Annotated in this window: 11 protein-coding genes; all 11 read right to left on the reverse strand. The window is 63.8% G+C overall.

All coding sequences use genetic code 11. The features are described from left to right. The 11 genes from H1343_RS07960 to rfbA all read right to left on the reverse strand — a co-directional run bounded on the left by H1343_RS07960 (position 1) and on the right by rfbA (position 11,357). Entirely contained in the window at positions 1-582 is a 582-nt protein-coding gene (locus H1343_RS07960; protein WP_185985338.1) for a hypothetical protein, read from the reverse strand. Continuing rightward, complete coding sequence (locus H1343_RS07965; RefSeq protein WP_185985339.1) at positions 579-1,901, reverse strand: glycosyltransferase family protein; 1,323 nt, start codon at positions 1,899-1,901, stop codon at positions 579-581. The genes H1343_RS07960 and H1343_RS07965 overlap by 4 nt, the downstream gene beginning before the upstream one ends. 25 nt (positions 1,902-1,926) lie before the next feature. Then, positions 1,927-2,322, reverse strand: coding sequence for a GtrA family protein (locus tag H1343_RS07970; RefSeq protein ID WP_185985340.1), 396 nt, complete (start codon positions 2,320-2,322; stop codon positions 1,927-1,929). Next, on the reverse strand, positions 2,319-3,302 hold the full coding sequence (locus tag H1343_RS17095) for a WxcM-like domain-containing protein (RefSeq protein WP_281374795.1): 984 nt from the start codon (positions 3,300-3,302) through the stop codon (positions 2,319-2,321). The genes H1343_RS07970 and H1343_RS17095 overlap by 4 nt, the downstream gene beginning before the upstream one ends. A gap of 17 nt (positions 3,303-3,319) precedes the next feature. Continuing rightward, a complete protein-coding gene (locus tag H1343_RS16990) occupies positions 3,320-4,315 on the reverse strand; it encodes a glycosyltransferase family 2 protein (RefSeq protein ID WP_246333469.1) in 996 nt (331 codons plus the stop codon). Further along, complete coding sequence (locus tag H1343_RS07985) at positions 4,303-5,424, reverse strand: DegT/DnrJ/EryC1/StrS family aminotransferase (protein ID WP_185985341.1); 1,122 nt, start codon at positions 5,422-5,424, stop codon at positions 4,303-4,305. The genes H1343_RS16990 and H1343_RS07985 overlap by 13 nt, the downstream gene beginning before the upstream one ends. A gap of 135 nt (positions 5,425-5,559) precedes the next feature. Next, positions 5,560-7,881 carry a glycosyltransferase family 2 protein gene (locus H1343_RS07990; RefSeq protein ID WP_185985342.1) on the reverse strand — a complete coding sequence of 774 codons (2,322 nt, stop codon included), beginning with the start codon at positions 7,879-7,881 and terminating at the stop codon, positions 5,560-5,562. A 5-nt stretch (positions 7,882-7,886) separates the two neighbouring features. Then, the gene (gene rfbD / locus H1343_RS07995; protein WP_185985557.1) at positions 7,887-8,765 is read right to left on the reverse strand and encodes a dTDP-4-dehydrorhamnose reductase; all 879 of its coding nucleotides are present in this window, start codon (positions 8,763-8,765) and stop codon (positions 7,887-7,889) included. A gap of 7 nt (positions 8,766-8,772) precedes the next feature. Then, positions 8,773-9,831, reverse strand: coding sequence for a dTDP-glucose 4,6-dehydratase (gene rfbB / locus H1343_RS08000; RefSeq protein WP_185985343.1), 1,059 nt, complete (start codon positions 9,829-9,831; stop codon positions 8,773-8,775). Between the two features lie 100 nt (positions 9,832-9,931). Further along, on the reverse strand, positions 9,932-10,486 hold the full coding sequence (gene rfbC / locus H1343_RS08005) for a dTDP-4-dehydrorhamnose 3,5-epimerase (protein WP_185985344.1): 555 nt from the start codon (positions 10,484-10,486) through the stop codon (positions 9,932-9,934). Next, on the reverse strand, positions 10,479-11,357 hold the full coding sequence (gene rfbA / locus H1343_RS08010; protein WP_185985345.1) for a glucose-1-phosphate thymidylyltransferase RfbA: 879 nt from the start codon (positions 11,355-11,357) through the stop codon (positions 10,479-10,481). The genes rfbC and rfbA overlap by 8 nt, the downstream gene beginning before the upstream one ends. Positions 11,358-11,523 lie beyond the last annotated feature (166 nt).

Genomic DNA, 11,523 nt, shown 5'->3' on the forward strand with positions numbered 1-11,523 from the left:
TCAGTTGGCGGGGCAGGCCGTATCCGGACGACGAAGCCATCCGACCTGAAGCGCCTCGTCGAGCGTGAAGACACCGAGAGAGCACAGCTCATCCTGCGGTGGTGTGAAGCTGATCGAGAAGCCCGAATGGCCGGTCTCACGACCCAATGCGGCGTTCACATCTTCACGTAGAATGGAGGGCTCGGAGATGGCCAGCAACTGTCCACCGTGCCAGACGCCCACGAATGCGAGCTGTTTCTCCTCATCGCTCGGAACAGCCCAACCAGATATCGTCCCTCGGCTCGCACTGGTTGTGAGAGTGTCGACGTTTCCGAGGATCTGATAGTCGGCCGCAGGGAGGGTGATCCTGTCAGGACCACCGCTGTTGCCTGCAAGATGCCCGGCAAGTTGCGAAGGCTGGATCCGGTAGGCCGGCGCGAGTTGTGCCGGGTCAGCGCCTGCTGCCAGCATGACAAGCCGCATCGCCGGTATCTGCGATAAATCAGCGGGAACCGCTAGCATCGATCGGATGCCGACGACGTTGGCAACCGCCATGATTGCGACGATGACGACCATGCCGACCACGAGAAGGCCCCTGTTCATGCGAGTTTCCCCCGCAGTGAGGCATCGGGCTCATATGGTGGGCGCCGCCGTCCGAATAGCGAGGCGAATAGGAAGAGCGCGAATGGAAAGATCACGTAGAGATATCGTCCCTGCGGCTGCGGCAGGAGAGATTGCGAGCCGATGATGTTCAAAAGGATGACAGCGACTGACATGCTCCAGAACAAAACGGTGATCAACGGGACCCAAAGCGCCGCCAGACCGTCTGCCCGCACTCTGACAAGCTCGCGCACCGATATCGCGATGCTGAAGAGGAAGAGCGCCGCAACCAGCGGGAAGAAGAATACCTCGTAGGCAACGTCGGGCAGAAAGACGTTCATCCACCCGAGGCCAAAGAAAAAGCTCTTCGAAGCGGTCGAGAGCCACCAGAGGAGGTTCTGGGTCTCGATCAGTGCGGAGGAGCAGTAAATGAAGCAGGGCGTTGTCTGATCCCCGATATGCATTTCGGTGAAGAGGATCTGCCCCTGAATGCCCGTGAACTCCCCGAAGTGAGCGTAGGTCGTACCCAAGGCTGGTATGGCGACAGCGAGTGCCCCGACCAGAGTAAGCGTCAGAAGACGAACGATCGGGAAGCACCTGACCGTGAGCCATTGGAACCCGATCAAAGCGGCGAAGAAGACCAGCGCAGGGTAGAAATATATCTTCGATGACACGAGGAGGCCGCAGCTGAGGCCGAAGAACAGCATGGTGTCCGTGCGGGGATTCGCGAGCGCCTTCAGGAGCAAGGCGAGCGACAGTGCCGTCACCGTCAACGCGAAAGCGTCGGCATTGAAGTAGCTGAAGAGGAAGGTCGCCTGCGGGACAAGCAGGAACGCGACCGGGGCGAGATAGGCGAGAGCGCCACGAAGCCCCGCTGCACGAGCCGTGACAAGGAGCGCCACCGCGAAAACGGGCGCGAGAAGCCAGTTGAAGGCCCGCGCGGCGATGTAGCCGTAATTTTGCGGCAGGATGTCGGCGAACAATGCGGACAGTCCGGCCGCTCCCAGCGAATTGAGATAAGGCAGGCCGAAGTACCAGAACTGGTCTTTCGTCACCGGCCAGCCGCTCAGATCGCCTATGAACGGTTCTGCCGGGTCGACGCCCGGTGTCGGAACCGCTCCGAATCTGTAGAGATACTCCACCAGATACAGGTGCGTCCGCTCGTCAGGGGCACCGTGGAAAGGAATGACGAGCGACCACGCTACCACGAGGATGAAGAAGCAAGCCGCAACGATTGCGTATGGCACCGCACGCGCGTTGAAGGCCGGCGCGTTCGCTGCGGGCTGCGCCTCGACAATTCTGACTGGCGGAGAGCTTTCCACTGATCTCAACTTTCACTTGGATGGCTTAGCGGCGTAGCAGCAGGCGTCCGACGATGAAGTTCGCGGCGGTCGTCGCGACCATCACCACGAGGATGCCGAGGCGCGGGGCGACGCCCGCGTAGGTCAACGCTTCCAGAAGAGCCAGGCCGAAGAGGAACATTCCGGCATAGCTCGCGCCGAGCGCGATGCGGTCGGACATCCCCGTGCGACCCCGCGGGAAAACGCGCGAGGGATAGACGATCATCACGAAGGCGATGCCGCTGGCCCATGCGAGCGCATAGGCCGCCTGATGCGGCACTACGAACAGAAGCGCTTGGTAGACGACGAGAGTGAGGAGCGTATTCAGGCCCCCTGCTACGAGGAAGCGGGCGGCATCCGCCCCGAAAGACGTCCTCAGGCGGTGGAGCGGGCCCCCGCTCAACGGCCTCGCCCTTCCTCCACGAGACGACGGAACTCGCTATAGTCGCGGATATAGTCCTCGCCCTCGTAGGGGCGCGAGGCTGCGACCATCAGGACGCTCTCGGGATCGAATTTGTACTGTACCCCCCAGACCATCGGCGCGAGATAGAGACCCATCGTCTGGTTCTCGAGGCGCACCTCGCGGCGATGCGTCCCGTCGTCCACGACCACCGACACGCTGCCATGCGCGGGCACGAGGAACTGTTCGCAGCGGTGATGAGCGTGTTCGCCGCGCACATGATGGCTGGCGACACCATAAACGAGGAAGACGCGGGCCGGCGTGAAAGGGAGGCCGCGGCCCATCTCAAGAGGCGTCAGGCTGCCGCGCATGTCCGTGAAATGCGGCAGGCGCTCCACGAAGCAGCGTCCGACGCCGAGCTCCAGGCGGCTGCCGATCGCACCACCCAGCGCGTTGCCCGCGATCGCCTCATCTTTTGCGCGCGGCGCCTCGCTGACGGCATTGTCCTGATAGCCGACGATCTTCGCCGGGTTGCCGACCACCGTGGCATTGGCTGGAACGTTGCGCGTGACGACGGCGCCTGCTCCGACCATCGCGCCGCGCCCGATCCGCACCCCCGGCAGGATCGTGGCATTGGCGCCGATCGAGGCGTCGTCCTCCACGACGGTCTGCAGGAACGCTTCCGGGTATTGCCGGGAGCGCGGGAAGCGGTCGTTCGTGAAGGTGACGTTCGGCCCGATGAACACACGGTCGCCCACGCGAGTGCCGTCCCAGAGCTGCACACCGCACTTCACCGTCACGCCGTCGCCGACGACGACGTCGTTCTCGATGAAGACATGGTCGCAGATGTTGCAGTCGGCGCCGATCCGCGCGCCCGGCAGCACATGCGCGAAGGCCCAGACGCGCGTGCCCGCGCCGACGGTCTCGCTTTCGCAGAGCCCCCGCGGATGAACGAAGGGGCGGGTATCAGAAGCGGTGGACAAACCGGTCTCTCCTTCGGTCACGATTGCGGGTCGGAGGCAGCCTCGACGACACGGCTGATGATGCGCAGCGGGCGACGCTTGGTGTTCTCGAAGGTCCGCCAGAGATAAGAGCCGAGAATACCCTGTACGGCGAGGAGCGCCGAGGCGGAGAAGGTCATCAGTACGGCCAGCGCCGCATAGCCCGGCTCCGTCACGAAGCCGAAAATGCGCGCGAAGGCGATCACGAGGCCGACGGCGAGGCTCAGAAGGCAACCGAAGACGCCGAACCACAGGACGAACAGGATCGGCAGGTCCGAGAAGGAGAAGATGCTGTCCATCATGTAGCGCATGCGACGCGAGAAGTTCCAGGCGCTGGTGCCCTTCAAGCGTTCGCGCCGCTCATAGGGCACGAACCGGCGGCGGAAGCCGATCCAGAAGAGCTGGGCGATCAGGGAACTGTTCGGCTCCTCGAACTGGAGGACCGCATCGGCGGCCTGCCGGTTGCAGGCGAAGATATCGACGCCGCCCTTCGGCACATCCTTGATGACGAGCTTTCGATAGAGCCACCAGAAGCCGTTCGACAACGCATCGCGAAGCGGTGAGTCATGACGGCCGGCGCGCTGCCCGAACACCACGTCCGCCTCGTCCCGCTCGAGCATGGCGAAGAACTCGCGGATCAACTCGGGCGGCTCCTGCAGGTCCGCCGCCATCACAGCCACGACCTGACCGCCCGCGAGCTCCATGCCGGTGCGGATGGCGGTGAAGGAGCCGAAATTGCGGCTGTGGAAGGCGATCTTGGCGGAGAACGCCATGTCGTCGCGCGCGGCCAGCAGGAGCTCGCCCGAGCGATCCGGCGAGCCGTCGACGACAAAGACGACTTCCATTCCCCCCACGTCGCGATCCAGCGCGTTCAGAGCCTCGACGAGGTCGTCGATGTTCTCCTCGTTGCGATAGACCGGGATGACGAGCGAGCGGGCCGGCAGCACAGCCGGTTCGGCGAGCATGGTCGGCGAGGGGGCGGTCAGCTCTGCCACGAACCCAGCGCCTCGCAGACATGGGAAATCTCGTCCTCGCGCATGCCGGGAAAGCAGGGCAGCGTCAGGAGGCGCGGCACGCTCGCCCGCGCGACAGGCACGCCGCCCGGTGCCTCGCGATACGGCAGGTCGCGCCAGCCGGGCTGGTCGAGGTCAAGGACCGGGTAGTGAATATCGGTACCTACGCCCTTCTCGGTCAAGTGGCGCCGCAGCGCGTCCCGCTCGTCGGACAGGACCACAGCGAGATGAGCGACTGTGTCCGTGGACGCGCGCACCAGCGTTACGCCAGCGGGCGCCGCCGCCTCATAACGCTCAAGGACCGCCACACGGCGGGCGTTGGCTTCGTCGAGTTTGGGCAGGAGGACGGAGAGGATCGCGGCCTGCACCTCGTCGAGCCGTGAATTGCGGCCGAAGGGCTGGCCGATCGTGTATTTCGAACTCCAGCCATACTGGCGCAGCGAGTTCGCAGCCGCTGTCAGCTCGGCGTCGGCCGAGACGATGGCGCCGGCATCGCCGAACGCGCCGAGATTCTTAGTCGGGTAGAAGCTGAAGGTCGCGATGTCGCCGAGACTGCCGACCCTGCGCCCCCCGACGCGCGCCCCATGTGCCTGTGCGCAATCCTCCAGGATCGCAACGTCCCTATGGCCGGCGTCGTCGAGGCGACGGCGCAGCTCAGGCACATCCACCGCACCGCCGTAGAGATGCGTCGTCACCACGAAGGCGGTGTCCGGGCCGACGCAGGACAGGATCGAATCGAGCGAGGCGAGCTGGCTCGCCTCCTCGATGTCCGCGTAGACGGGAACCAGACCCGTCAGATGGCAGGCGATCGCCGAGTAACCGCCGGCGTTCGGCACCGTCACCACCTCGCGGCCACGCGGCTTGCGCACCTCGACGAGCGCCCGGAAGGCAATCTCCAAAGCGTCCGAGCCGTTGGCGACACCGATGCACTGGCCCGCCCCGACATAGGCGGCGAACTCGGCACAGAAGGCTTCCGTCTTCTTGCCGTTCAGCCACCAGCCGGACGCGAGGGTCTCCTGCGCCGCGCGCAGCAACGGCTCGCCGCCGGACTCCAGAATGCGCTTCAGGTCATTGATGGGGATGTTCGTCATCTTCAAAATCCGGTTGCGGCTCGAAAACGGGTGCCGGCGCTGGCCCGGTCCGTCGACAGCCGGACTTGCCGTAGACAATCCGGCGCGCTGAGGGCAGGGCGGCGATGCATCATGCAAGTGTTTTTCGGCTGGACATTACAGGTGCTCAAGGGCGGCTGCCTCGGCTTGCCGATCTGGTTGCTTGCGTGCGAAACGTCCGATCCGCGGCGGGAATGCCGGAGAGTAGTCTGTGTAGCTGATCGACAGATTGACCGAATAATACGGGTCTCGCCGGATCAGAGCCGGCCATGTCGTCAGCATGTACTCGATCTCTCGATTGAAGCGCGCAATCTTTTCAGGGCTGTCCTCGCGACCGCGCGAGACGCTTTCCAGATGGTAGAGTTCGGCGAAGGGCGTGAAGACGTTGCGATAACCCTTCGTCATCACTTTCAGACAGAAGTCGACGTCGTTGAAGGCGACAGCGAGGTCGCGCTCGTTCAGGCCGCCGACCTCCTCGTAGATCGACCGGGATACCAGAAGACAGGCCGCGGTGACGGCCGAGCAGTTGTGGTGAACGCGTAGGCGACCGAAATATCCGTCGCGATCACGATGAAGGCGAAGGTGCGAATGGTTGGCAACGCCGCCGACGCCCAGCACTACGCCGCCGTGCTGGATGGTATCGTCCGCGTAGTAGAGCTTGGCGCCAACGCAGCCGATTTCGGGTTGAGCGGCGAAGGAGACCATTTCGCCGAGCCAGCCGGGCGCGATCACCTCGATGTCGTTGTTGACGAGGCCGACGATCGAGCCTTTTGCTTCGCGCACCCCGAAGTTGTTGATCGCCGAATAGTTGAAAGGCTGGTCGTAGCGAAGAACGCGCACCTGCGGATGGTCGGCAAAGCTCTCGAACCAGGCAAGTGACTCCGGCTCAACCGAACCGTTATCGATGATCAGAATCTCGAAGGAACGATAGGTGGTCCGTTCGAGGATGGAACCGACGCAGTTGCGGATCAGTTCTAGGCGATCCCGCGTCGGGATGATCAGTGAAACCAGCGGCTCGGGAGAAGGGATTGCTGGCCTGTAGCGATAGAACGGCAGGCCCGCGACAGCTTCGACGGACGCACCGTCTTCGCAACGTGCGGCATGCTCCTGCAGAGCCTTCAAGCCGGCGTGGTAGGCATAGCCCTTCTCGTCACCCGAGGAGGCGGTCGAGCCCTCCACCGCACGCCAGTGGTAGAGCACCTTCGGGATATGGCGGATCTGTTCGCGCTGCAGGCGCTCCACCACCCTTAGGTTCAGGTCGTAGTCCTGGCTGCCTTCGAAGCCGCGGCGCCAACCGCCGACTTCGCGCACCAGATCCGCGCGATGGACGGTGAGGTGGTTGAAATAGTTCTGCGCGCGAAGCTGTTCGAGCGAGAAGTCCGGCTTGAAGAAGGCGTCGTAGCGCTCGCCGGTGCCGTTGATCTTGTCCTCGTCGGAGTAGATGAGACCGGCATCGGGATGGGCCTCGATTTCCTGCGCAACCTCGAGGAGCGCGTGCGGGCGCAGAAGATCGTCGTGATCCAGCAGCGCGATCCATTCGCCTTTCACGAGTTCGAGCGCGCTGTTCGAGGCTTCGGAGATATGACCGTTCTTCGAGCGGTGCGCGACTGCGATGCGAGGTTCGCGCGCGGCATACTCGTCCAGCACCCTGCGCACAGCGGGATCGGTCGAGGCATCGTTGGCGATGCAGAGCTGCCAGTTGTCGTAGACTTGCGTCAACACACTGTCGATCGCCTCGCGAAGGAGCTTTTCGGGTGTGTTGTAGACCGGCATGAGCACTGAGATCAGCGGACGAATCGACAATGCTGCGGACTGTTCTGCGAACGCCGCAAGCTCCAAGGGCGTGATCTCGTCGTAAAGCGAGATCCATTCAGCATAACTGCGAACCATCGCACCTGCGCCATGGTCGACGGACCACTTCCGCATGGCTGTGCGAAGGCCGCGTATGCCTTCGCGGCGCAGCACTCCGCTCGCGCGGCCAGCCAGATGCAGAGCGTGGCCCGGCGAACGAACGCGATCGCGACCCAGGGTGACGAGCTCTCGGATCTGATGGTATCGGCGCGGCACGCGCACGATCGACACGCTCCCGAGGACGACCTCTCCGGGCCCATCGCTGGGGTCGAAGCGGAGGCGCAGGGCGCCCTTCGGCAGTTCGAATACGGCGATCGACAGGCGCTCTCCGTTGAAGCGCAGATCGACGGTCTCGCCTTCGTTGAAGTCGTTTCCGCTGTCCACGTAGAGAACAGGCCGATGCATTGCCTTGCGGCCCTGCGGGGTTTCGACCCGCAGGACATAGACCCCTGCTGGATAGCTCGCAACGCCCTCCATGAGGAACGCGGGATCATTGTCCGTCATTCGCCAGGCAATGAAGCGTCCCTGCTCATGACCCTTTTCGACGTGGCTCAGCGGGTTCAGGACAAGATTGCGCTTCGTGAACACTATGCTTACCTCGCCATCCGAGCGGCAAACCGCGCGACGCCGTTCTGCCAATGAGGCAGGGCGTGCCCGAAGACGCGCTCGAAGCGTGTGTTGTCCAGACGAGAATTGGCCGGGCGCCGCGCAGGTGTCGGATAGTCTGCCGTGGTGATCGGCTCTACATCCGCTGAGGCGCCACCCTGTGTCTTCGAATGGTCGAACACGGCCTCGGCAAAACCTGCCCAGGTCGTCTCGCCGCCTCCAGTCATGTGAAAGACCCCCCGCCAGTCTTGGGATGCGGGCGCCTTCGTGACGACCCGGGCCACGGCGATCACCGCCTCGGCGATGTCGGGAGCATAGGTCGGCGTGCCTTGCTGGTCCGCGACGACGCGCACGAGATCACGATCCATCGCCAAACGAAGCATCGTGCGCGCGAAATTGTGGCCCCAGGGTGCATAGACCCATGCCGTTCGCAGGATGACGTGCGCCGGGTTGGCCGCCTCGACGGCTTTCTCCCCCGCGAGTTTCGACGCGCCATAGACACCTTGCGGGTCCGTCGGATCCGTCTCGGTGTAAGGGGCCGTCTTGTCGCCGGCGAAGACATAGTCGGTCGAGAAATGGATCACGGGCAGTCCGAGGTCGGCGGCGGCAGCTGCGACATGCCCGGCGCCGTCTCGGTTGATCGCGAAGGCGAGATCCCGTTCGCTCTCCGCTTTGTCGACGGCGGTGTAGGCGGCCGGGTTGACCACGACGTCCGGCTTGTGGGTCGCGATCGCGCGGCGGATCGTTTCCGGCTCGCCGAGGTCGAGTTCGGGGCGGCCTATGCACATGACGGTGACGTCGTCGCCGGCATATTGCGCCAACGCCTGCGCGACTTGGCCCTCGCGGCCTGTCACGAACAGCTTGATGGCCATCTCAGCCGGCCTGTCCAAGGCGTTCTCCGCCATAGGCCTTCTCGCGGATCGGGCGCCACCAGGCCTCGTTGGCCAGATACCAGTCGATGGTCTTGGCGATACCGCTGTCGAAGTTTTCGCGTGGCTGCCAGCCGAGTTCGCGATCGATCTTCGTTGCGTCGATGGCGTAGCGCCGATCGTGGCCGGGCCGGTCGCGGACGAACTCGATAAGATCTCGATGGCTGGCGCCGCCCATGCGCGGCCGCTTTGCGTCGAGGAGGTCGCAGATCGTCTCCACCACCGAGAGATTGGTGCGCTCGGCGCGCCCGCCGATATTGTAGCTCTCGCCGGGAACGCCGGCGGTGGCAACAAGCTCGAGTGCTCTGGCGTGATCCTCCACGAACAGCCAGTCGCGAACGTTCGCCCCCTCGCCGTAGACGGGCAGGGGCTTCTCATGCAGCGCATTGAGGATCACGAGCGGGATAAGCTTTTCGGGGAAGTGATATGGCCCGTAATTGTTCGAGCAGTTGGATATGACTGTCGGTAGTCCGTAAGTGTGATGCCACGCCCGGACGAGGTGATCGGAGCCGGCCTTCGATGCCGAGTAGGGCGAGGAGGGGGCGTAGGGCGTCGTCTCGGTGAAGATGCCGCTGTCGAAGGGCAGATCACCGAACACCTCATCCGTCGAGATGTGCTGGAAGCGGAAGGCGTCGCGTGCCGCCCCCGGCAGCTCGCGCCAGTAGGCGAGCGCGGCGTTGAGAAGCTTGAATGTGCCGACGAGATTGGTCTCGATGAAAGCGCCGGGCCCGTCGATCGAACGATCGACATGGCTCTCGGCGGCCAGGTGCATCACGTGGGTGATCGCCTCCTTACGCATGATCTCCAGCATCCGCGCATCGTCGCAGATGTCGTCCTGGTAGAAGCGGTAGCGCGACGAGCCCTCGGCCACGGCGACGGACGCCGGATTGCCGGCATAGGTCAGCTTGTCGACATTGACGACGGTGACGTCCTCGCGCCCGATCAGGTGCCGCACGACAGCCGAGCCGATGAAGCCTGCGCCGCCTGTGATCATGATACGCATTGAAATTCCGTGTCCTGCTTGCGTGTGAGGCGCTCTGGATGCCCTGCGAGTACAAGTCGATCGGCCTTCCGCACGAAGCTGCGGTAAAGGGCCGTCTGGTTCAGTCGAAAAGGTCCGCCTCGGCCATCGGGCGTGCTTCCGCGTCCTTCTTCGACAACTGAAGGTCCTGCGCCGCCAGCGGCCATTCGATGGCGAGCTGCGGGTCGTCGTAGCGGATGTTGCGGTCGTGCTCGGGAGAGTAGAGATCCGTTACTTTGTAGACGACCTCGGTGCCGGGCTCGAGCGTCACGAACCCGTGCGCGAAGCCCTTGGGCACGAGAATCTGGTTCCATTTGGCTGCCGAGACTTCCAGCCCCACCCAGCGGCCGAAGGTTGGCGAGCCCTTCCTGATGTCGACGGCCACATCGAAAATCGATCCGCGCACCACGCGTACCAGCTTGTCCTGCGCGCGTGGGGCGAGCTGGTAGTGCAGCCCGCGCAGAACCCCCTTCGCAGCGGACAGGGAATGATTGTCCTGCACGAAGACGAGGTCGATGCCGGCCTCGGCCATCTTCTGCGCGTTGAAGGTCTCGGAAAAGAAGCCGCGTTCATCACCGAACTTTGCGGGTACGATCTCGAGCACGTCCGGGATGGCGAGTGGCCTGACTTCAACCACGCGGGGCCTCCGTCAGGCGGCGCAGATACGAGGCGTATTCCGTCTTGCCGAGCTGCGCCGCACGTTCCACGAGATGTGCATCGTCGACGTAGCCGAGTTCGTACGCGATCTCTTCCAGGCACATGACCTTGCCGCCTTGGCGATGCTCGATCGTGCGCACGAAGGAGGAGGCCTCGTGCAGGCTGTCGTGCGTTCCGGTATCGAGCCAGGCATAGCCGCGCCCGAGCCGCGCGACGTTCAACGTGCCGCGTTCCAGATAGGTGTTGTTGACGTCGGTGATCTCGAGCTCGCCGCGTGCCGAAGGCTGGACGGACGCGGCGATGTCGAGAACGTCGTTGTCGTAGAAGTAGAGACCTGTGACCGCCCAGTTTGATTTCGGCGCGGCGGGTTTCTCTTCGATGGCGAGCGCGCGGCCCGTCTCCTGGTCGAAGCTCACGACGCCGTAGCGCTGCGGATCGCTCACCCAGTAGGAGAAGACGGTAGCTCCGATCTCGCGCTCTCGTGCCTGGCGGCAGAGGGCGGAGAGCCCGGCTCCGTGGAAGATGTTGTCACCCAGGATCAGAGCGACCGGATCGTTGCCGACGAACTCGCGCCCGATGATGAACGCCTCGGCCAGACCGTTGGGTTCGGCCTGCTCGGCGTAGGAGAGCGAGATGCCGAACGCGCTGCCGTCGCCGAGAAGCGCCTGGAAAGTCGGTAGATCCCGAGGGGTGGAGATGATGAGAACCTCGCGGATACCCGCCAGCATCAAGACCCCCAGCGGGTAGTAGATCATGGGCTTATCGTAGATCGGGAGGAGCTGCTTGGAGACAGCCAGAGTCAGAGGATAGAGGCGCGTACCGCTGCCGCCCGCCAGAATGATTCCCTTCACGCGTCGCTCCTAGAAGTTGTCGCGGCGTGGCTGGTGGTGCCTTGGGGGAAGTTTGTCAACGTCGGTCTCCGGATGCGGCCTTGGATGCCCAAGTGCCTGCAATCCGGGCCTTTAAGCCCGCGATATGGACGAAATCAGACAGTCGAACGCAACCGAGCGTTGGGTC

The organism is Aureimonas mangrovi, from assembly GCF_014058705.1.
In the GTDB taxonomy this organism is placed as follows: Bacteria; Pseudomonadota; Alphaproteobacteria; order Rhizobiales; family Rhizobiaceae; genus Aureimonas; species Aureimonas mangrovi.

What these genes read in the sequence shown, in the direction of transcription:
- H1343_RS07960 (WP_185985338.1), bottom strand. Translation starts at nt 582, where the DNA reads ATGAACAGGGGCCTTCTCGTGGTCGGCATGGTCGTCATCGTCGCAATC.
- H1343_RS07985 (WP_185985341.1), bottom strand. Translation starts at nt 5,424, where the DNA reads ATGACGAACATCCCCATCAATGACCTGAAGCGCATTCTGGAGTCCGGC.
- rfbB (WP_185985343.1), bottom strand. Translation starts at nt 9,831, where the DNA reads ATGCGTATCATGATCACAGGCGGCGCAGGCTTCATCGGCTCGGCTGTC.